Raw genomic sequence first — 19,564 nt, 5'->3', positions numbered from 1 at the left:
CGGGCGTGCCCGCGAAGGGGCGCAAAGCGGCCCCACTATTTGACAAACGGATCAGATCTTGTCGAACAGGCTCAGCTGCGAAATACGCGCAAACGCCAACTGCGAGGCTTCGAGCATGGCCTGCTGCAGGGTCAACTGAATGGTCGCCGAGGCCATGTCGGTATCGCCAATAGCACTTTGCGTGCTTTTGTTGGCCAACCCCAGGCTTTCGTTTTCCTGCGCCTGAATATCCAGCGAGTTACCACGCGCACCGATAGAGCCACGGGTAATGTCGATGCGATCTCGAGCGCTGGCCAGGTTGGAAATCGCCGAGTCGGTAGCAGCCTTCAACGCTGCCTGCGCCTCAGGCGTGTCCAAGGGCTTTTCCAAGGCGCTGCGCAGCTGCCCCAGGGTGTCCAGCACGTTTTGTGTGCGGTGGGTATTGGCGTTCACCGAGAACTGATCCCCCTCGCCCGGCGCGCTGTCGAACTGGAAGGTCACGCCCGCGACCGTGATCGCATTGCCCACCCCTACCGTGCCCGTCGCAATCGCCTTGCTGTCGGCGGTATACGGCTGTGCATAAAGTGCGTATTCGGTGTCGCTGGTGAAGCGGATCACGGCACCATTGTCAGGGAAGGTGCCGCGGTAGGCTTCAGCATCGGAAATGCTGGTACCGGTCACCTGTGCTGTCGAAGGGTTACCGGCGCTGCGCGTTGCCGTGAGCGTATCCGGCTTGCCTTGCAGGGTGAACACATGGCCCGCCACCACCGCGTTGGCATCGTCACCTTCGGCGAGGTTCAGGTTGACCTCGAAATCAACACCCCGCAGCGAGATCATCTTGCCGCCTTCGGTGTTGACGTCAAACTTGCCCTTACCGGCGGTTTCGCTGGTGATGTCATTGCCAGCGGCATCCTTTACGCTGTACTCCGTGGCACTGGTGAAGGTGACGGTGTACGGCTGGCCAGCGGCGAACTGGTTGCTGTAGGTGTTGGCCGACGTCAACAAGCCATCAGACAACAGCACCTTGCCGTCATTTGGCGTCGGCGCCTGCAAGTTCGACTGGGTACGACTGTTGTTGGTGGCCTGGTCGAAAATACTGAAGCCGGTGTCGTTGGTGGCCAGGCGCAGGGTGTCGGACACCTGCAGGCTCAACTGGGTCTGGTCACCTTGGTAGCTGTAGGTACCATCAGCATTGCGCACATAGGGCGGCGTCGACGATTTGGAGCCGCCGAACATGTAGTCGCCATTGGCATCGCGCGAGTTCAGCAAGCCGAACACATTGGCTTCGATTTCCTTGATCTCACTGGCAATCGAGGTGCGGTCGGCATCGCTCAGGCCACCGTTGCCGGCCTGGATCGCCAGCTCGCTGGCGCGCTGCAGGGCGTCGTTGACGGTGGAAAGCACACTCTCTTCCTGCAGCAACGCATTCTTGACCGTGGTCATGTTGCCGCTGTACTGGTCCAGCAAGGCACTTTGTTGCTGCAACAGCAGCAGCCGCGCAGCACCGACCGGGTCATCCCCGGCAGACTGGATACGCGACTTGGAGGTCACCTGTTCGGTGGTCTTGGCCAGGTCCGAGTAGTTCTTGGAGTAACTGTTGGCGCTGGTCTCATAGAACTGAGCAGTTGAAATTCGCACGGTCAGCCCCTCCTTACAATGCGTTGATCAGGGTCGAAAAGGTTTCTTGCGCCGCCTTGATGATCTGCGACGATGCTGTGTAGTAGTGCTGGAATTTCACCAGGCTGGCTGCTTCGTCATCAAGGTTGACACCCGACACCGCGCTGCGGCTTTCAGTGGCGGACTTGAGCACTGCCTGGGTTGCCGTGGTATCGATGGTGGCCTGACTGGCCTTGGCCCCTACCCGCTCGACCAACGCGGCATAGGACGAGGTGAAGCTGGTGCCGGTGCCGGAGTTGGTGCCCACCGTCGACTTGGTTTGCAGGTCGAGCAAGGCACTGGCGTTGCGGTTGTCGGCCTTGCCGTCGGCATTGAACGACAGGGTGAAGCTGTCGTTGGTTGCCGGGCTGCCGCCAATGGTGGTCTCGACCGCAAAGGTGCGCGGGTTGCCGCTACCATCGAGGATCGGGTTGCCGCTCGCATCGCGCATCGGGACGGCGATGGACAGCTTGTTATCCTGCCCAGGCACAACACTGCCAGTACCGATCTGCGTGCCCTTGGAATCGTACAATTTGTAGCCTTGGGAACCACCACTGGCGGCGTCAAACACGACCCGTACCGGCATGGAGTCGCTGATTGCCTTCTGTACCAGCGCAGTATCGGCACCGCCATAGATATCAAGCGTTTCGCCCAGCGTAGGCTGGGTGATGGTGCCGGTACCGCTGTTGCCACTGCCTGCTGCGGCACTGATCGGCCCGGCAAAGGCCAGTTTGTTGGCATCGGTCAGGGTAGTGGTGATGCTGCCGGCAGCCGCCCGGGTGGGGATTACCTTGAAGCTGTCGCCTGCCGCCAGGCCACCGCCTTTCAGCGACAGGCTGAAGCCGTCGATCACCGGCGCCGGGTCGGTGCTGAGGTCGAAGCTACCCATGTCGATACCGTCGGAGCGGCGCACACTGTACTGGTTGGCGCTGGTGAACTTCACCTCGTAGTCGTAGGTGGTCAGCGCACCGCTGTTGGCGATGGTCACGTCCAGGTTGCCGGAGCCGGTGCTGTTGCTCGACGACGCCAGACTGCGCTGGGCAATGGCGGTGGCGCTATTGATGCTGGAGAACAGCGAGCTGCCGAACTGGCCATTGGCATCCAGGCCCTGCCCCAGTTGACTGTTGATGCTGTCCGACACCACCAGGGCAACACGGCCCAGCTCGTTCATGGACGGCATCAGCACGTCCTGGCGGTAGCGTAGCAGCCCGCCGATCGCACCACCGGTCACCACCGAGGTAACGTCGGAGCTGAAAGACTCGTAGTTGATACGCAGGCTGGCCTGGCTCTTATCCGCGGTACCCGGCTGCACCGACAAGGTGTTGGCCTTGTTGCCGGTAACCAGGGACTGGCCGCTGCCCAGGTACACGTCGTAGTTGCCGTCACGCTCCTGCACGGTCACGCCAACCAGCTCATTGAGCTGACGCACCGCTTCGCTGCGCGCATCCAGCAGGCTGTTGGGCGTGTTGCCAGTGCCCGAGGCCGCCGCGATCTGCTTGTTGTACTCTGCGATATTGGCGGTGAGCTTGTTGACCTGGCCAGCCATGGTGTCGAGCTGGGAGTTGATCGTTTCGTTCTGCTGGGTCAGCTGAGTGCTCACCGCGTTGAAACGGTTGCTCAGGGTTTGCGCCTGGGTCAGCAACAGCTGCCGGGAGGCAACGTCACCGGGCTTGGCCGCTGCTGTCTGCAGGGCCGAGAAGAACGCAGTAAGGACTGAGCTGATGCCGGTATCGCGGTCGGCCAGCAGCTTGTCGATGCTGGTGATCTGGTCCTGGAAGGCAACCGAGTCCGCTTGCAGCGAAGTGGCGGTCTGAAGCTGGTTGTCCAGATACGAGCTGTAGATGCGACGCACGTCGGCCAGCGTGGTACCGGTACCCAGGAACCCCGCGCCGATGTGGTGCGAGGGCCCCGCCGCCTGAACCGTCTGCTGGCGCGAGTAGCCACTGGTTGCGGCGTTGGCGATGTTGTTACTGGTTACCGACAAGGCCGCCTGGCTGGCACTCAGGCCACTCAGGCCGATCGAAATCAGGCTCGACATGATTTAGTCCTTTTATAGATTCGTGGTTCTGCCAGCCATGGCGTATTGCGGGGTTGACTGCATTTGCTGGGCGATGCTGATGATCTTTTTCGCATAGCCCGGGTCGGTCGCATAACCTGCCTTTTGCAGCTCTCTTGCAAACTGCTCAGGGTTATCGGCCGAGTCCAGCGCATCTTGATAGCGCGAATTGCTCTGCAACAGGCTCACCAGGTCGTGGAAGCTGTCCTGGTAGGAGTCGTAGCTGCGGAACGCCGCCGTTTCCTTGACGAACTGGCCATCGCGGAATTCGCTGGTGATCGCTCGCGCCTGCTCGCCCTGCCAACTGCCAGTGGCTTTGATGCCGAACAGGTTGTGGCTGCTGCTGCCATCGCTGTTGCGCATCACCGACTTGCCCCAGCCGGTTTCCAGCGCGGCCTGGGCCACCAGGTAGCGTGGGTCGATACCAATGCGCTTGGCGGCCTGCTCGGCCATCGGCAACATGGTGGCGACGAATTCATCACTATCGGCAAACGCCTTGTTCGGCGCCAGCGGTGGCTGGGCCACGGCACGACCGACAATGCGCAGGCCGTTGTCGGGCACGGCGAAGGCCTTGGCCACTTGCTGGCCGTCACGGGCTGGCACAGCGGCGGTATTGGTGGTGGCCGCCGACGGCACGATACCGGCCAGCAGGCGGTCGGTGAGCTTGCTCGGCAAGGCCAGGCGCCGCGAGTTGAGCGCAGCGACGTCGTTGCGGGTCGTGGACGCGTCCGTGGCATGCACCGGCTCTGCGACCTTGTTGCCCCACAATGCCGGGCCGCTGTTATCGACGCGCGGGAACGGGCTGGTGTTGACCGACGCACTGCGGCCCTTGGTCAGCTGACGCACCAGTACGTCCTGCAAGCCGATACCCCCCCCTTCACGGGACATGCTCACGGCCAACTGCTGGTCGTACATATCGCGGTACTGCTTGACCGTTTCGGTGTTCATCGGGTTGTCGTCGGCCAGCACATCACTGGCCTTGCGTGAGGCCTTGAGCATTTCGCTGATGAACAGCGACTCGAACTCCTGGGCCACCTTGCGCACGTTGGCTTCGCTGTCGCGGTCACCGTGCTTGAGGGCACTCAGGCGGTTAAGGTCGGTATAGGCGCCGCTGTCGACTCTGCCGGAAACCTGGCTTTTGATGTTCATCCGCGCCGTCCTCAGATCACGATCAGGTCGGCCTGCAAGGCGCCGGCCTGTTTCAGGGCTTCGAGGATCGCCATCAGGTCGCCGGGCGCGGCGCCCACCTGGTTCACCGCGCGGACGATTTCATCCAGCGTGGTGCCTGGGCCAAACTTGAACATTGGCTTGGCTTCCTGCTCGGCATTGACCCGCGAACGCGGTACTACGGCGGTCTGGCCATTGGAGAAGGCCCCCGGCTGGCTGACAATCGGGTCTTCGGTAATGGTCACGGTCAGGCTGCCATGGGTGACCGCCGCCGGCGACACCTTGACGTTCTGGCCAATGACGATAGTGCCGGTACGCGAGTTGATGATGACTTTGGCCACCGCCTGGCCTGGGTCGATTTCGAGGTTTTCGAGGATCGACAGGTAATCCACGCGCTGGCTTGGGTCCATCGGCGCACTGACCCGCACCGACCCACCGTCCACGGCCTGCGCCACACCTGGGCCGAGCAGGTCGTTGACCTTGTCGACGATGCGCTTGGCGGTGGTGAAGTCGGGGCGATTGAGGTTCAAGGTCAGGGTATTGCCCTGGTTGAAGCCGCTTGGTACTGCGCGCTCGACACTGGCTCCACCCGGAATACGGCCAGCCGAGGGCACATTGACGGTGATCTTCGAGCCGTCACGGCCCTCGGCGTCAAAGCCGCCCACCACCAGGTTGCCCTGGGCGATGGCATAGACGTTGCCGTCGATACCCTTGAGCGGGGTCATCAGCAGGCTGCCGCCGCGCAGGCTCTTGGAGTTACCGATCGAGGAAACGGTAATGTCCACCACCTGGCCAGGCTTGGCGAACGCCGGCAGGTCGGCATGCACCGACACCGCCGCCACGTTCTTCAGCTGCACGTTGCCGGAACCGGCCGGCACCTTGATGCCAAACTGCGACAACATGTTGTTGAAGGTCTGCAGGGTGAACGGCGTCTGGGTGGTCTGGTCACCCGTACCATTGAGCCCCACCACCAGGCCGTAACCGATCAGCTGGTTGGAGCGCACGCCAGAAATGCTGGCAATGTCCTTCAGGCGCTCGGCCTGGGCGCCAAAGGCACAGGACAGAAGCAGGGTTGCGGCAATCAGCTGCCTCACGTTGAACATGGTCATCCGTACTCAGAAAGGCCAAAGCGGGCTGATGAAGAAGCGGTCCAGCCACCCAGGCTGGCTGGCATCGGCGAACGAGCCAGTACCGGAATAAGTGATGCGCGCGTCGGCCACACGGGTGGACGGCACGGTGTTGTCGGTGGCGATATCGTCGGCACGCACCATGCCGGCAATGCGCACCAGCTCTTCGCCGGTGTTCAGGGTCAGCCACTTCTCGCCGCGCACGGCGATGATGCCGTTGGGCAGTACTTCGGCCACGGTCACGGTAATCGAACCGGTCAGGGTGTTGCCCTGGGTGGCCTTGCTGTCCCCTTTGGTGGCGCGCTCGCCGTTGTAGCCGGCTTCCAGCGACAAGTCACCACCGCCGAACGGGTTGTTGGTGTTCGGTGTGCTGCCAAACAGCGAGGTCAGGCCGATGTCGGCTTTGCTGTTCTTCTGGATCTGCGAGCCCGCGTTCTTGCTGGCCGAGGTTTTCTCGTTGAGGGTGATGGTGATGATGTCACCCACCCGGAACGCCTTGCGGTCGCTGTACAGGTTCTGCTCGAACCCGGCCTGGTAGATCGAACCGTTGTTGGCCGCTGCCGGCAATGGGGTGCGCGGCAACACCGGCGCGTAGTACGGGTCGTTGGGCTTGGGCGTCGGCGCGACGCAACCTGCCAGCAACACCGCCCCCCCCAGGGCGAAAACGGACAACAGACGATTCATGACGCTTACCTCACGGGTGCAACGAAGTGACAGGGCTTAGAGCTGCTGGGTTACGAACGACAGCATCTGGTCGGCGGTGGAAATGACCTTGGAGTTCATCTCGTAGGCACGCTGGGTGGTGATCATGTTCACCAACTCTTCCACGGTGCTGACGTTGGAGTTTTCCAGGGTCTGCTGCTGGGTGGTGCCGAAACCGTTCAAGCCTGGGGTGCCGACTTGTGGCGCACCACTGGCGGCGGTTTCCAGGAACAGATTGTCGCCGATCGCCTGCAGGCCAGCCGGGTTGATGAAGTCGGCGGTCTGGATGTTGCCGATCACCTGTGCAGCCGGGTTGCCGGCGGTGGTGATCGACACGGTACCGTCCTGGCCGACGGTGAACGTCTGCGCGTCGTTTGGCACCACGATCGCAGGCTCCAGAGCGTAGCCGTTGGCCGTGACGATCTGGCCGTCGGAGTTCAGGTGGAAGGTACCGTCTCGGGTGTACGACACGGTGCCGTCCGGCTGCAGGATCTGGAAGAAACCACGGCCGTTGACCGCCATGTCCAGCGGGTTTTCGGTGGTTTGCAGGCTGCCGGCGACGAAGCTTTTCTGGGTGCCGACAATGCGCACACCGGTACCGACTTGCAGGCCCGAAGGCAGCTCGCTGTCCTGGGTGGACTGGGCACCAGGCTGACGCTTGATCTGGTAGAGCAGGTCGGCGAACTCGGCGCGATCACGTTTGAAGCCGGTGGTCGAGACGTTGGCCAAGTTGTTGGAAATGACCGTCAGGTTGGTGTCCTGGGCGGACAGGCCGGTTTTAGCGACCCAAAGAGCCGGAAGCATGTAAGTTCTCCTCGTGCGCCTGTTTTACGGCACCCGTTCAAAAGTGATTAGCCGATTTGCAAAACCCGAGCCATGGCTTCGTCGCCTTCCTTGGCCGTGTTCATCATCTTGACGTGCAGTTCGAACTGGCGGGACAGCGCCAGCACCGAGGTCATTTCCTCGACAGCATTGACGTTGCTGCCTTCCAGGAAGCCTGCCACCACCCGCACGTTGACGTCGGCATCGGCCGGCTGGCCGGAGGTGGTGTGGATCAGGCCATCCAGGCCCTTCGTCAGGCCTTTGGTGTCGGGGTTGACCAGCTTGATGCGGTCGACCTCGGCCATCACCCGCGGGTCTTCACCCATGGAGCGAATGCTGATGGTGCCGTCGGCGCCCACCTCCACTTTCTGCTCTGGCGGGATGGCGATCGGGCCACCGTTGCCCATCACCGGCATGCCATTGCCAGCACGCAGAACGCCGAGTGCATCGATGTTCAGGCTGCCGGTGCGCACATAAGCCTCGCTGCCGTCCGGTGCCTGCACGGCGATGAATCCCTTGCCGGTCACGGCAACATCCAGGTCACGCCCCGTCTCGACCAACGGACCTTCGCTGAAGTCGGTGGCCGGGCGCTCGGTCATGGCAAAGGCGCGCGCCGGAAAGCTGTCGCCAAACACCGGCATCGAGCGGGCCTGCTCTAGGTCACGCTGAAAACCGTTGGTGGAAATGTTCGCCAGGTTGTTGGCGTGGGCCTTCTGCGCCAGCGCGTTCTGGCTGGCACCGGTCATGGCCACATAAAGCAACTTGTCCACAGTATCTCCTCTGCGCGTCGCTGCCGCGCTGTCACTGAGCGGGTTCGAAGCAATAATCGAACCAAGTCTGAAACTGCCTGTTTATGGGGGTTGCAGCGTGACAAGGGACAACAAACGTCAGTTTGTCGGCGGATGTTTGCCGCCAGCGGCAAGGGCTTGCTCAGTTGGTGCGGCAAGCAGCGTTGTTATAGGGGCCGGAATGCCGCACCCAACCATCGCCTGGGTTGCTGGCCGAGCACATGTAGCGGCCGGTGGCCAGGCTTTGCCATTGGTAGAACGGCGCGGGGGCGGCCGAGAGCGGCAAGGCCATGGCCAGAAGGGGAAACAGGGCCAGTAGCGAAAGCCGTTTCATGAGCATGAACCCTCAAGATGTTGGGGCCGCATAGCGGCCCCAATTACAGACAAAACCACACCAGCAAGCGACCATCAGGTCATCTGGATGATGGTCTGCATGATGGTGCTTTCGGTGGAAATGGTCTTGGCGTTGGCCTGGTAGTTACTTTGCGCCTTGATCAGGTTGACCAACTCACCGGTCAGGTCGACGTTGGAGTCTTCCAGCGCGCCGCCGGTAATCTGGCCCAGAGTACCAGTGTCCGGAGCGCCGATCACCGGCACGCCCGAAGCGTAGGACTCTTTCCAGCTGGTGCCGCCAATCGGGGTCAGGCCCTGCAGATTGGCAAAGTTGGCGATAGCCACCTGGCCGATCACCTTGTCCTGGCCGTTGGTGAAGTTGGCGAACATGTTGCCGCTTTCGTCGATGGTCAGGCCCGACAGCTCACCGGTGGCAAAGCCGTCCTGGCTCTTGGCGGTAGTGGCGGAAGCGGCGTTGTACTGGGTGGTGCCCAGCATGTCCAGGTTGACCCCGGCAACGTTGGCGGTAGCACCGTTGGCACCCCATACACCGGCAGCGTTCTTCTGCGCCGGGATCCAGTTGCTAAGGGTAAAGGTCTTGTTGTCTGCGATGGTCAGACCACCCGTTACCGGGCCGGCGGTCATGGCGGCAGTATCCAGGGTACCGTCAGACTTGAATGGCAGCTTGTTGGCCAGCGGCGTGGTCGACGTCGGGTCAGCCGGGTTGCGGCCATCGATGGTGGTGTACATGGTCCAGGAGTTGCTGGCGGCATCCTTGACGAAGTACTGGTTCAGCTGGTGCGCGTTACCCTGGCTGTCGTACACGTCGGTATTGAACGTGTAGTTGTAGGTGCCGGTGTTGGTCGGATCGAACGGCGACTGGGCTGGCGCGGTTGCGGTGGAGTTGAGGTTGACGTTCTCGGAGATGCGTCCGGTCGGGTTCGGCGTCAGGTTCGAGGTGTCGATCTGCAGGTTGGTCAGCACACCCTGGATGATCTTGCCATTGGCATCCACTGCGTAGCCTTGCAGATTGGCGCCCGACGAGCTGACCACATAGCCATCCTTGTCGCTGTAGAAGGCACCGGCACGGGTGTAGATTTTCGAGCCGTTGTCGTTCATCACGAAGAAGCCGTTGCCATCGATGGCCATGTCCAGCGCCTGGCCGGTGCCATTGATGTTGCCGGGGGTGAACAGCTGCGACACGGCGGCAGTCTTCACACCTGTACCCACTACGTTCTTGCCGGCACTGGTGCCGCGAATGGAGTTGGAGTACTGGTCGGCGAACTCGGCACGCGACGACTTGAAGCCGGTGGTGGCGACGTTGGCAATGTTGTTGCCGGTAACGTTCAGGGCCTTGTTTGCTGCATAGAGGCCGCTAAGGCCGATATTGAAAGACATGTGTAACTCCTGTCGTTTTGCTCAGGCCCTAGATGCCGATGCTTTGGATTTTGGAAAGTGCGACACTGCCCAGCCCAGCCAGGTTGAGTGTCATCTCCGAACCGTTGGTACCCATGGTCACACTGGTAACCGAGGCCGGCAGATTGGTGGTCATGGCCGTGGCCTTGCCGTCGATCGAAGCGGTAGCCTTGAAGGTGTAGGTACCTGCCGCCGCCACTTCGCCGTCTTCGTTCTTGCCATCCCAGGTAAAGTCGATCTTGCCGGCTTTCTGAGTACCCAGGTCGAGGGTGCGTACCAGCTTGTCGTCCTTGTCGTAGATGCCCACCGAGGTTGAGGTGCTGGACGACGTCAGGTTGACCGTGCCTTTCATATCCTTGCTGGTGTCGACCACAGCCTTGTCGGTCTGGACAATCACATTGCGCCCGACCAGTGATGAAGCCTGCAGGGCCTGGGAGGACTGCAGCCCTGCCGCGATATAGGTCACCGAATCATTCAGCGATTGCATGCTCTCGAGACTGCTGAACTGTGCCAGCTGGGCGACGAACTCGCCGTTTTCCTGCGGATCGAGCGGGTTCTGGTTTTTCATCTGGGTAACCAGCAACTGCAGGAAAGCATCCTTGCCCAGTGCACTGCCTGCAGCGCCGGTGCTGCTGTCGGTCTTCGACGTCTGCTTCTGCAGCGAGGTCAGGTACGCACTGCTGACGTCAGAGGTGGAATTGGTAGTGGTCATGTAGGCTTCCTATCACTGCCCCAGGGTCAGGACTTTCTGCATCATGTTCTTGGCCGTGTTCATCAGCTCGGCGTTGGTCTGGAACGCGCGACTGGCGGAGATCATGTCAGCCATCTCCTCGACCACATTGACATTCGGGTAGTAGACGTAGCCGTCCTTGTTCGCCGCCGGGTGGTTTGGCTCGTAACGTGCCTCGAGGGTGCTCTGGTCTTCGACGATGCCTTTTACCTGCACGCCCTGCCCTGCTTCACCCTGGTCTTCGAACAGCGACTGGCTGCTGCCGGCCTGTGCGTCCTGGAAGGTGGTAGCGAACACCGGATGGCGGGCGCGGTAGGTCTGGTCAATGCTCGAAGACACGGTCTCGGCGTTGGCGATGTTCGACGCCACGGTGTTCAGGCGCGTGTTCTGCGCGCTCATGCCGCTACCGGCAATGTTGAAAACACTGGAAAGGGACATGGTCATTCTCCCCGCAGGGCGGAAACCAGCCCTTTGAATTTACTGTTGAGCAACGTGAAGCTGGCCTGGAAGCCAATGGCGTTTTCGGTGTAGTTCGATTGCTCGATCTGCGCGTCCACGGTGTTCTGGTCGATCGACGGCTGCAGCGGCGTGCGGTACTTGAGGGTATCGTCAGCGGCGATGGCGAGGCCTTCGGCTTCGATGTGCCGGCTGTTGGTACGGTCCATGGCGAAGCGGCCGCTTTGCTGCTTGCTGGTTTCGGCGGCGAGCACCGAAGAAAAGTCCATGTCACGCGCCTTGTAGTTGGGCGTGTCGGCGTTGGCAATGTTGTTGGCCAGCACTTCGGCGCGCTGGGCGCGGAAGCCGAGTGCCTTTTCGTGAATGCCAAGCGCCTTGTCGAAACTGATGCTCATGTCGGGGAAACCTTCAGAGGTTGACCGGAATGTCGTTGAGCAAGATATAGCAAGGGCTATGCCAACGCGTGCAAAGCCCGGAAACACGGGCTTTCTGGGTAGGGTGGGGTCAGGGTAATGCCAGAAAAGCGGCAAAGGCCTTCCGCCTTGGGCGGCGAAAGCGGCAATTGGTGGGTGGCAAAAGCGGCAAAACAAAAAATTGACGTCAGGGCTTGGCGGTAGAGGTGTTGCGCCTGCGAGATCGAGCGCCGCCCGCGCGGCGCATCGCGAGCTGCGCTCGCTCCTACGTTTGTTTCGGGCCAATTATTCCTGGGGGATTTGCGCGCGGACGCCTTGGCGCATGGCTCGATATCGCGTCGTACAAACAAGACGGTCGCGTGCGTCTGCTACAGGAATACTGGCCCGAAACAAACGTAGGAGCGAGCGCAGCTCGCGATGCGCCGCGCGGGCGGCGCTCGATTTCACTGCCACCACAACCCTTAAGGCAAACCCTACTTGGCCTGGTAAATGATCCCCGGACTGCACTGCACCATCTGGTAATGGTCCGGCAACCCGTTCAGGGCTTCCGAGGCGCCGAGGAACAGGTAGCCACCCGGTTTCAGGGTGCTGTGAATGCGCAGCAGGATGTCCTTCTTCACCTGGGCCGAGAAGTAGATCAGCACGTTACGACAGAACACGATGTCGAACTTGCCCAGGCTGGCATAGCTGTCGAGCAGGTTGAACGAGCGGAACTCGACGCGACTGCGAATGGCCGGTTTCACCGCCCAGCGTCCTGGCCCCTTGGGGTCGAAGTAGCGCTGCAGGCGCTCCTGCGACAGGCCGCGGGCAATCGCCAGGCTATCGTACTCACCGGTCTTGCAGTTGGTGAGCATGGTGCCGGACAGATCAGTGGCCACAATCTGCGCGCCCATCTTCAGCTGGCCCAGGTTGCTGCGCTCGAACTCGTCGATGGCCATCGAGATGGAATACGGCTCCTGCCCCGACGAACACGCCGCCGACCACATGCGCAGGCGCTGGCCGGGGTTGTTGCGGATGAACTCGGGAATCACCTTGTTCTTCAGCACTTCGAACGGGTAGGTATCGCGAAACCACAGGGTCTCGTTGGTGGTCATGGCATCCACCACCTGCTCGCGCAAACCGCCGCGCGGCTGGGCCTGGATACGCTGCACAAGCTCGCCCAGGCTCTTGATGCCCTGTTGCTCCATCAGCTTGTTGAGACGGCTGGAAACCAGGTACTGCTTATTCTCGCCCAGCAGGATGCCACAGGCTTTCTCCAGGAATACCCGGAACTGTTCGAAATCCAAATTACCCGTAGACACTACTGCCGCCTCTTTTCAATCACTGGTGCCGGGGGGCTGCCCCCGGCTGCTTCAATGCGCTGCCTTGATCCGGTCGACCACCCGCTGGGCCAGGTCGTCCGGCTTGAACTTGGCCAGGAAGTCATCGGCGCCGACCTTCTTGACCATTGCCTGGTTGAACACCCCGGAAAGCGAAGTATGAAGGCAGATGTGCAATTTTTGCATGCGCGGGTCGCTGCGGATCTCTGCCGTTAGCGTATAGCCGTCCATTTCCGGCATTTCAATGTCCGAGATCATCATCAGGAACTCTTCTTCCGGCTTTTTGCCCTCGTCCACCAGCTGACGCAGGTAGTTCAAGGCCTGACGGCCATCATTGAGCGCCACCACTTCCACCCCCACGGTCTGCAGGCAACGGCTGACCTGCTTGCGCGCCACCGACGAATCGTCGACGGTCAGCACCCGCATCAGTACGGCCTTGTCCTGCACTTCGGCGTCGATCACCCCGGCCGATACCGATTCCGACAATGGCGACACTTCGGCCAGCACCTTCTCCACATCGATGATCTCGACCATCCGGTTGTCCACCCGGGTAACCGCCGTCAGGTAGTGGTCACGGCCAGTACCCTTGGGTGGCGGATGGATCTCTTCCCAGTTCATGTTGACGATGCGCTCCACCGAGTGCACCAGGAAGCCCTGGGTCTTGGTGTTGTACTCGGTGATGATCACGAAGCTGTTGCGCGTGTCTTCCTGCAGCGGCCGCAACCCGGTGGCCATCGACAGGTCGAGAATCGGGATGGTCGCCCCGCGAATGTTGGCAACGCCACGCACCACCGGGTGCGCCTTGGGCAGCAGGGTCAGCGCAGGGCACTGCAGCACTTCCCTGACCTTGAACACGTTGATGCCGTAAAGCTGCTCGCCATTGAGGCGAAACAGCAGCAATTCCAGGCGATTCTGCCCCACCAGCTGCGTGCGCTGGTTGACCGAATCCATAACACCCGCCATGCCAGACTCCTTAATCTTTCAGCCTTTCGTTTCAACTCGGGTAGCGAGTCGGCACGGGCTTTGCTTTTTTGAGCGTCATGCACACGAAAACGACATTTTTCCGACGATTGACGCGCCTGCTGACCGGCTTGCTGGCCACGCTGTGCCTGCTGGCGCCCGGCGTTCGTACGTTAGCGGACGCGTTCACCTTGCCTGAACAACTTATCGGTGTCACCCAAGGGTTTCTTGAATTCACCGTAGAAGATTACCTGGCCACCACCCAGACAGCCGGCCGTTACGAAATCCAGGTCAACCCGCTGGACCCGCGCCTGCGCATGCCGCTGTGCAGCCAGCCACTGGACGCCTCGCTGGAAAGCCCCGCGCAGCCACTGGGACGGGTGACGGTGCGGGTTCGCTGCGACAGCGCAGCCCCGTGGACAGTGTTTGTGCCGGCCACCGTGCGGCTGTTCCGCGACGTGGTTGTGGTAACCCGCCCGCTCAAGCGTGACAACACGGTTGGCGAGGGCGACGTGGCCCTGCGCGAGCGCGATGTCGGCACCCTTGGCCAGGGCTTTCTGACCGAGCTGGACCAGGCAGTAGGCATGAAGATGCTGCGCCCCACGGTGATCGACCAGGTGCTCACCCCGCAACACCTGGAACAGGCCGAGGTGGTCCGCAAGGGTGACCAGGTGGTGATCATTGCCCGCAGCGGCAGCCTGAGCGTGCGCATGCCGGGCGAGGCCCTTAGCAAGGGCGGGCTGAGCGAGCAGATCCGGGTACGCAACCTCAATTCCAAACGGGTGGTCAAGGCCAGGGTGACCGGCCCCGGCCAGGTCGAGGTCAGTATGTAGGCCTGCCACCAGATTGCGCTGGCAGAGAGGAACCGCTTTTCCTAAACTGTGTCAGAAAACGGGTTCGCGAGCTTGCTGACAGGCGGCAATGCATTTGTGCCTAAAGTTTCTATCGGGTTGGCCGAAAACAAGGCAAGCGTCCAAATACCCAGAGGTTTCTGATCATGGTCATCGACTTCAGTCGTGTAAATAACTCTCCGTCCGTCACGGGCGGCGTGCGCGGCAACACCGCGTCCGGCAGCGCCGAAAAGCCGGCAGCCAGCCAGGAAGCAGCCAGCGCCACCAGCACCAGCGGAGAAGCGGTACACCTCAGCCAAGAGGCACAGCAGTTGCAGAAGATCAGCGACAAGCTGCGCGACGAGCCGGTGGTCAACAGCGCCCGTGTGGCCCAGTTGAAACAGGCGATCGCCGACGGCAGCTACCAGGTCGATGCCGGCCGGGTCGCCAGCAAACTGCTCGATTTCGAAGCCCAGCGCTGACCGTACGGCGCGCTGACTTCACGGACGCTAGAAAAGCCAAGAGTTAGCCATGCACGACACGACCTTGCTGCAACTGATCGAAGATGACATTGCCCCGATGCAGGAACTGCTCGACCTTCTGCACAAGGAGGCGATCGCCCTGCATGGCCGCGACATGCCGCTGCTGGAGCAAATCCTGGCGCGCAAACAGTCGTTGATCATCTTGCTCGAGCAGCACGGCCAGCGCCGCAGCCAGTTGCTTGGAAGCCTGGGCCTGAGTGCCGATCGTGCCGGCGTGCAAGCAGTGGCCGCCCAATCGCCCCACGGCGAGGTGATGCTTCAGCGGCTCGATATGCTGTCGCAACTGATGGACGAGAGCCAGCAGGTCAACCAGACCAATGGCCGGATCATCCAGGTGCAGCAACACGTCACCAACAACCAGATCAGGATCCTCATGGGCGGCGACTCGCCGTCGCTCTATGACAGCCGCGGCAGCACCTCGCCGCTGGCCAAGCCGCGGGCCCTCAGCCAAGTGTGATTTTTCTATCAAGGCACAGAACATACTGGCAAAATGCCGTTACTTGCGTGTGTCGCTTTTGCCTGGAGAACGATAAGCCGTGTTCAATGAATCCGATGCCCCGCAACCGCCAAAGGTGCTGAGCACCCCCTTGGAGATTGCGGCCAACTTGCGGCAGCTGCAGGAAAGCCACGACCCCCTCATCATCACCTTCCACGACCGTAGCCAGCGCTTCCAGAGCTATGTGGTGCACGTGGACCGTGAAAGCAACACCCTGGCCCTGGACGAAATGATCCCCCGCGACGGCGAGAAGTTCATCGAGAACGGCGAGCACTTCCGCATCGAAGGTTTCCACGATGGCGTGCGCATCGCCTGGGAATGCAACCACGCGCTGAAGATTACCGAAGTCGACGGCCACCGCTGCTACAGCGGCCCCCTGCCAGAAGAGATGACCTACCACCAGCGCCGCAATGCCTTCCGCGCCGCGCTGAAGTTGTCGCAGCTGGTCGATATCATCCTCGACGGTGCCCACCTGAAGGGCAACGGCGCCCTGCGCGGCAAACTGCTGGATATCTCGGCTACCGGCTGCAAACTGCGCTTCGACGGCAATGTCGAAGACCGCCTGCAACTGGGCCAGGTGTACGAGCGTTTCAAGGCGGGTAACCCGCTGGGCCTGGTGGACACCATGGTCGAACTGCGCCACCTGCACTATGAAGAGCGCATCAACACCACCTTTGCCGGCGTACGCTTCCATAACCTGAGCGGGCAGGCACAGCGCAAGATCGAGAGTTTTGTGTACCAGCTGCAGCGTGAGGCGCGGCGGTTCGACAAAGACGACTATTGATCGTCGGCTGAATGAAAAAACGCCACCTATTGAGGTGGCGTTTTCATTTGTGTTCTTCCTGTGCCGGCCTCTTCGCGGGTAAACCCGCGAAGAGGCCGGTACAGGCTTACACCGACTTGCTGACTTCTTCCGGCTCAGCGGGCTGTGGCTCAGCCCCCTTCCCTTCATCCTCGGTATCCTCAGCCGCCACCGGTGCCTGCATCACCTCCTGCACGGTCTGCTCATCCACCCGTGGGTCCAGCGCCGCCGACAATGGCGAACCCGCCGCCGGCATCGCCACGTGGCCCAGCGGCGCATCCTGCACCTGATGCAGCCCGGTAACCGCTTTCGGCCGAATGCGCCACACCAGCACCAAGGCGAAGAACACAAAGAACGCATACAGCATCTGTGCGCCCAGCACATTCATCAGCACGCCCGCCGCCAGTGGCCCGATGCACGCACCCACACCGTAGGTCACCAGCAGCATGGCGGTCAGCGACACCCGCCGCTCGCTTTCCACATGGTCGTTGGAAAACGCCACCGCCAGCGGGTACAGACAGAACTGCAGCAACGAAATCAAAAAGCCGATACCGAACAGCAACTCAAGCGGCACACTGGGCAGTATTGCCAAGGGCGCAGCGGCCAACGCCAGGCCAATTGCCACGCTGCGGATCAGCACCGCCCGGTCGTAACGGTCAGACAACCAGCCCAGTGGCCACTGCACCAGCAGGCCAGCAAAAATACAGCTACCCATGAACAGACCGATCTGCTCGGTCGTCATCCCCTGGCTGGAGGCATACAAGGGCGCCAGGCCGTAGAACGAGCCGACGATCAATCCCGAACCCAACACCGTACTGAGCGATTGCGGCACACGCTTGATGAAGAACTTCGGCTCCATCGGCGCCGGGCGCAAGGGCGCCGGGTGAATGCGCCGGGTCATCGCCACCGGCACCAGGCACAGGGCAAAGCACATGGCCACCAGCATCAGCAGCTCCGGGCCAAGCGCGGGGTGCACCACCAGGATCAGCTGGCCAAGCACCAGCCCCAGGTACGAGGCAATCATGTAGCCGCTGAACACCGCACCACGGTGCTTCACGTCAGCCTGCTCGTTGAGCCAGCTCTCGATGACCATGTATTGGCACATCATGCCCAGGCCCACGATCATGCGCAGCCCGACCCAGGCCGGCAGCCAGCTGGTCAGGCCATGGCCTAGCACTGCCGCACCGACGATGCCGGCGCAGGTGGCATAGGCGCGTATGTGCCCTACCCGGCCGATCAGCCGGTGGCCGACCTTGCCGCCCACCGCCAGGCCAAAATAGTTGGCCGCCATCAACGCCCCCACCCACAGGCTGTCGACGTGATCGGCCGCCAGGCGCAAGGCCAGGTAGGTACTGAGCAGGCCCGAACCGATCAACATCATCAGCGCGGCGAAATACAACGACTGAAACGGCTTCCATACATTTCGCATACGTCCCGCAATGCTCCCTGGTCAGGTGGCGGTAGGTGCTAGCAGCATAAGGGCAAACGACGATCCGTGCAGGCCCCCGACTGCAAAATGGTGCAACCGGGGCGTGTCCGGTGCAGGTCCTGTCGCGATCAGGCCTGTGCCGCCAGGACCCGGCGCTCCCACGGGGTGATTTCGTCGAAGAAGTCGGTCAGCTCCAGGGTCTTGCTGGCGATGTAGCCTTCGATGAACTCACTGCCGAACAGTTCCCGCGCCAGCGCGCTGCGCTTGAGCCGCTCCAGCGCCGCATGGAGGGTGCATGGCAAGCTCAAGTGCTCCGGCACCTCGAACTCGCCCTGGATGGCCGGCGAAGGTTGCAGGCGCTGCTCGATGCCGTGCAACCCCGCGGCCAGGCTGGCGGCGATGGCCAGGTAGGGGTTGGCGTCGGCGCCGGGCAAGCGGTTTTCCACCCGCCGCGCGACCGGCGCACTGGCCGGGATGCGCAGGCCCGCAGCGCGGTTATCCTCGGACCAGCAGGCGTTGTTCGGCGAAGCATAGGGGTGGCACAGCCGCTGGTACGAGTTGACGTTGGGCGCAAAGAGCGCAGTGAAGTCGGCCATGCATGCCTGCAGGCCGCCGATGAAATGGTGGAAGGTATCCGTTGGCTGCCCTTGCTCATCGCTAAACACGTTACGCCCGCTGCGGGTATCGACCAGGCTCTGGTGAATATGCATGGAACTGCCAGGCGTACGCGCCAGCGGTTTGGCCATGCACACCACGGTCAGCCCGTGCTTGAGTGCCACCTCCTTGAGCAGGTGTTTGAACAGGAAGGTATGGTCGGCCAGCAGCAGCGGGTCGCCGTGCAACAGGTTGATTTCGAACTGGCTGACACCCATTTCATGCATGAAGGTGTCGCGCGGCAGGCCGAGCGCGGCCATGCACTGGTACACCTCCTTGAAGAACGGGCGCAGGCCGTTGTTGGAACTGACACTGAATGCCGAGTGGCCAAGCTCACAGCGGCCATCGATGCCTACGGGTGGCTGGAACGGTTGCTGGGGGTCGCTGTTGGGGGCAAAGACGAAAAATTCGAGCTCGGTCGCCACCACTGGCGCCAGGCCCAGCGCCGCATAGCGGGCGATCACGGCCTTGAGCTGGCCACGGGTGGACAGCGCCGAGGAGCGACCATCCAGTTCATTGGCGTCGCAAATGGCCAGGGCGCGGCCGTCGTTGCTCCAGGGCAGGCGATGGACCTGGCTGGGTTCGGCGACCAGTGCCAGGTCGCCGTCGTCACTGCCGTAGAACTTCGCCGGCGGGTAACCGCCCATGATGCATTGCAGCAGCACCCCGCGTGCCATCTGCAGGCGGCGGCCTTCGAGGAAGCCCTCGGCGGTCATTACCTTGCCGCGCGGCACGCCGTTGAGGTCGGGGGTGACGCATTCGATTTCATCGATGCCCTGAAGCTGAGCGGTGCTCATGACGCTTGTCCTTGTTGTTGTGCGCTGACAACAACATAGGCTGGGGGTGTTTAAAATATCAAGCACCCTCTTTAGCACCTGTGCTGCCCG

General features: G+C 61.8%; 20 protein-coding genes. 4 read left to right on the top strand and 16 right to left on the bottom strand.

The features are described 5' to 3' along the window. Positions 1–51: 51 nt before the first annotated feature. The 14 genes from ACF8MI_RS08355 to ACF8MI_RS08290 form a co-directional block, all read right to left on the bottom strand. The gene (locus tag ACF8MI_RS08355) at positions 52–1,617 is read right to left on the bottom strand and encodes a flagellar hook-associated protein 3 (protein WP_392517466.1); all 1,566 of its coding nucleotides are present in this window, start codon (positions 1,615–1,617) and stop codon (positions 52–54) included. 13 nt (positions 1,618–1,630) lie between these two features. Further along, positions 1,631–3,673, bottom strand: a complete 2,043-nt coding sequence (flgK, locus tag ACF8MI_RS08350; RefSeq protein ID WP_392517465.1) for a flagellar hook-associated protein FlgK — start codon at positions 3,671–3,673, stop codon at positions 1,631–1,633. Between the two features lie 12 nt (positions 3,674–3,685). Beyond that, a complete protein-coding gene (gene flgJ, locus ACF8MI_RS08345) occupies positions 3,686–4,840 on the bottom strand; it encodes a flagellar assembly peptidoglycan hydrolase FlgJ (RefSeq protein WP_392492333.1) in 1,155 nt (384 codons plus the stop codon). A gap of 11 nt (positions 4,841–4,851) precedes the next feature. Then, complete coding sequence (locus tag ACF8MI_RS08340; protein ID WP_025753854.1) at positions 4,852–5,961, bottom strand: flagellar basal body P-ring protein FlgI; 1,110 nt, start codon at positions 5,959–5,961, stop codon at positions 4,852–4,854. Between the two features lie 12 nt (positions 5,962–5,973). Continuing rightward, positions 5,974–6,669 carry a flagellar basal body L-ring protein FlgH gene (gene flgH, locus ACF8MI_RS08335; protein ID WP_012273524.1) on the bottom strand — a complete coding sequence of 232 codons (696 nt, stop codon included), beginning with the start codon at positions 6,667–6,669 and terminating at the stop codon, positions 5,974–5,976. Positions 6,670–6,705: 36 nt separating this feature from the next. Beyond that, positions 6,706–7,491 carry a flagellar basal-body rod protein FlgG gene (gene flgG / locus ACF8MI_RS08330; protein WP_019099723.1) on the bottom strand — a complete coding sequence of 262 codons (786 nt, stop codon included), beginning with the start codon at positions 7,489–7,491 and terminating at the stop codon, positions 6,706–6,708. A 47-nt stretch (positions 7,492–7,538) separates the two neighbouring features. After that, positions 7,539–8,279: a flagellar basal-body rod protein FlgF gene (flgF, locus tag ACF8MI_RS08325; protein WP_012273526.1), complete on the bottom strand. Its 741-nt coding sequence runs from the start codon at positions 8,277–8,279 to the stop codon at positions 7,539–7,541. 160 nt (positions 8,280–8,439) lie between these two features. Then, positions 8,440–8,631, bottom strand: a complete 192-nt coding sequence (locus ACF8MI_RS08320; protein WP_025753855.1) for a hypothetical protein — start codon at positions 8,629–8,631, stop codon at positions 8,440–8,442. Positions 8,632–8,705: 74 nt separating this feature from the next. Continuing rightward, positions 8,706–10,028: a flagellar hook protein FlgE gene (gene flgE, locus ACF8MI_RS08315; protein ID WP_104834209.1), complete on the bottom strand. Its 1,323-nt coding sequence runs from the start codon at positions 10,026–10,028 to the stop codon at positions 8,706–8,708. Positions 10,029–10,056: 28 nt separating this feature from the next. Beyond that, entirely contained in the window at positions 10,057–10,758 is a 702-nt protein-coding gene (gene flgD / locus ACF8MI_RS08310) for a flagellar hook assembly protein FlgD (RefSeq protein ID WP_019099727.1), read from the bottom strand. Positions 10,759–10,770: 12 nt separating this feature from the next. Further along, positions 10,771–11,214, bottom strand: coding sequence for a flagellar basal body rod protein FlgC (flgC, locus tag ACF8MI_RS08305; protein ID WP_026020520.1), 444 nt, complete (start codon positions 11,212–11,214; stop codon positions 10,771–10,773). Between the two features lie 2 nt (positions 11,215–11,216). Then, positions 11,217–11,627 carry a flagellar basal body rod protein FlgB gene (flgB, locus tag ACF8MI_RS08300; protein WP_016711821.1) on the bottom strand — a complete coding sequence of 137 codons (411 nt, stop codon included), beginning with the start codon at positions 11,625–11,627 and terminating at the stop codon, positions 11,217–11,219. 491 nt (positions 11,628–12,118) lie between these two features. Beyond that, on the bottom strand, positions 12,119–12,946 hold the full coding sequence (cheR, locus tag ACF8MI_RS08295; protein WP_004575768.1) for a protein-glutamate O-methyltransferase CheR: 828 nt from the start codon (positions 12,944–12,946) through the stop codon (positions 12,119–12,121). Positions 12,947–12,997: 51 nt separating this feature from the next. Beyond that, on the bottom strand, positions 12,998–13,927 hold the full coding sequence (locus tag ACF8MI_RS08290; RefSeq protein WP_392517464.1) for a chemotaxis protein CheV: 930 nt from the start codon (positions 13,925–13,927) through the stop codon (positions 12,998–13,000). A gap of 77 nt (positions 13,928–14,004) precedes the next feature. Between ACF8MI_RS08290 and flgA the strand changes: the two genes are divergently transcribed. The 4 genes from flgA to ACF8MI_RS08270 all read left to right on the top strand — a co-directional run bounded on the left by flgA (position 14,005) and on the right by ACF8MI_RS08270 (position 16,576). Continuing rightward, positions 14,005–14,757: a flagellar basal body P-ring formation chaperone FlgA gene (gene flgA, locus ACF8MI_RS08285; RefSeq protein ID WP_016711822.1), complete on the top strand. Its 753-nt coding sequence runs from the start codon at positions 14,005–14,007 to the stop codon at positions 14,755–14,757. 164 nt (positions 14,758–14,921) lie between these two features. Then, the gene (flgM, locus tag ACF8MI_RS08280) at positions 14,922–15,236 is read left to right on the top strand and encodes a flagellar biosynthesis anti-sigma factor FlgM (protein WP_104834208.1); all 315 of its coding nucleotides are present in this window, start codon (positions 14,922–14,924) and stop codon (positions 15,234–15,236) included. Positions 15,237–15,285: 49 nt separating this feature from the next. After that, positions 15,286–15,753, top strand: coding sequence for a flagella synthesis protein FlgN (locus ACF8MI_RS08275; protein ID WP_104834207.1), 468 nt, complete (start codon positions 15,286–15,288; stop codon positions 15,751–15,753). 79 nt (positions 15,754–15,832) lie between these two features. Then, positions 15,833–16,576 (top strand): flagellar brake protein, encoded by a 744-nt coding sequence (locus ACF8MI_RS08270; RefSeq protein WP_060500726.1) that lies wholly within the window; start codon positions 15,833–15,835, stop codon positions 16,574–16,576. Between the two features lie 106 nt (positions 16,577–16,682). Here ACF8MI_RS08270 and ACF8MI_RS08265 read toward each other — a convergent pair whose 3' ends face one another. Both ACF8MI_RS08265 and ACF8MI_RS08260 read right to left on the bottom strand, forming a co-directional pair. Continuing rightward, positions 16,683–18,023, bottom strand: coding sequence for an MFS transporter (locus ACF8MI_RS08265; RefSeq protein ID WP_104834206.1), 1,341 nt, complete (start codon positions 18,021–18,023; stop codon positions 16,683–16,685). Between the two features lie 128 nt (positions 18,024–18,151). Next, positions 18,152–19,393, bottom strand: a complete 1,242-nt coding sequence (locus ACF8MI_RS08260; RefSeq protein ID WP_177337131.1) for a glutamine synthetase family protein — start codon at positions 19,391–19,393, stop codon at positions 18,152–18,154. Positions 19,394–19,564 lie beyond the last annotated feature (171 nt).

Source organism: Pseudomonas sp. yb_9 (assembly GCF_043103635.1).
GTDB classification, from domain to species: Bacteria; Pseudomonadota; Gammaproteobacteria; order Pseudomonadales; family Pseudomonadaceae; genus Aquipseudomonas; species Aquipseudomonas monteilii.
Note: the sequence above shows the minus strand (reverse complement) of the source record. Positions and strands in the feature narration are given on the sequence as shown.

Coding starts and splice junctions, on each gene's coding strand:
- flgE (WP_104834209.1), bottom strand. CDS start 10,028: ATGTCTTTCAATATCGGCCTTAGCGGCCTCTATGCAGCAAACAAGGCC.
- flgJ (WP_392492333.1), bottom strand. CDS start 4,840: ATGAACATCAAAAGCCAGGTTTCCGGCAGAGTCGACAGCGGCGCCTAT.
- ACF8MI_RS08290 (WP_392517464.1), bottom strand. CDS start 13,927: ATGGCGGGTGTTATGGATTCGGTCAACCAGCGCACGCAGCTGGTGGGG.
- flgB (WP_016711821.1), bottom strand. CDS start 11,627: ATGAGCATCAGTTTCGACAAGGCGCTTGGCATTCACGAAAAGGCACTC.
- ACF8MI_RS08260 (WP_177337131.1), bottom strand. CDS start 19,393: ATGACCGCCGAGGGCTTCCTCGAAGGCCGCCGCCTGCAGATGGCACGC.
- ACF8MI_RS08320 (WP_025753855.1), bottom strand. CDS start 8,631: ATGAAACGGCTTTCGCTACTGGCCCTGTTTCCCCTTCTGGCCATGGCC.
- flgM (WP_104834208.1), top strand. CDS start 14,922: ATGGTCATCGACTTCAGTCGTGTAAATAACTCTCCGTCCGTCACGGGC.
- flgC (WP_026020520.1), bottom strand. CDS start 11,214: ATGTCCCTTTCCAGTGTTTTCAACATTGCCGGTAGCGGCATGAGCGCG.
- ACF8MI_RS08265 (WP_104834206.1), bottom strand. CDS start 18,023: ATGCGAAATGTATGGAAGCCGTTTCAGTCGTTGTATTTCGCCGCGCTG.
- ACF8MI_RS08275 (WP_104834207.1), top strand. CDS start 15,286: ATGCACGACACGACCTTGCTGCAACTGATCGAAGATGACATTGCCCCG.
- flgG (WP_019099723.1), bottom strand. CDS start 7,491: ATGCTTCCGGCTCTTTGGGTCGCTAAAACCGGCCTGTCCGCCCAGGAC.
- flgA (WP_016711822.1), top strand. CDS start 14,005: ATGCACACGAAAACGACATTTTTCCGACGATTGACGCGCCTGCTGACC.
- flgK (WP_392517465.1), bottom strand. CDS start 3,673: ATGTCGAGCCTGATTTCGATCGGCCTGAGTGGCCTGAGTGCCAGCCAG.
- ACF8MI_RS08340 (WP_025753854.1), bottom strand. CDS start 5,961: ATGTTCAACGTGAGGCAGCTGATTGCCGCAACCCTGCTTCTGTCCTGT.
- flgD (WP_019099727.1), bottom strand. CDS start 10,758: ATGACCACTACCAATTCCACCTCTGACGTCAGCAGTGCGTACCTGACC.
- flgH (WP_012273524.1), bottom strand. CDS start 6,669: ATGAATCGTCTGTTGTCCGTTTTCGCCCTGGGGGGGGCGGTGTTGCTG.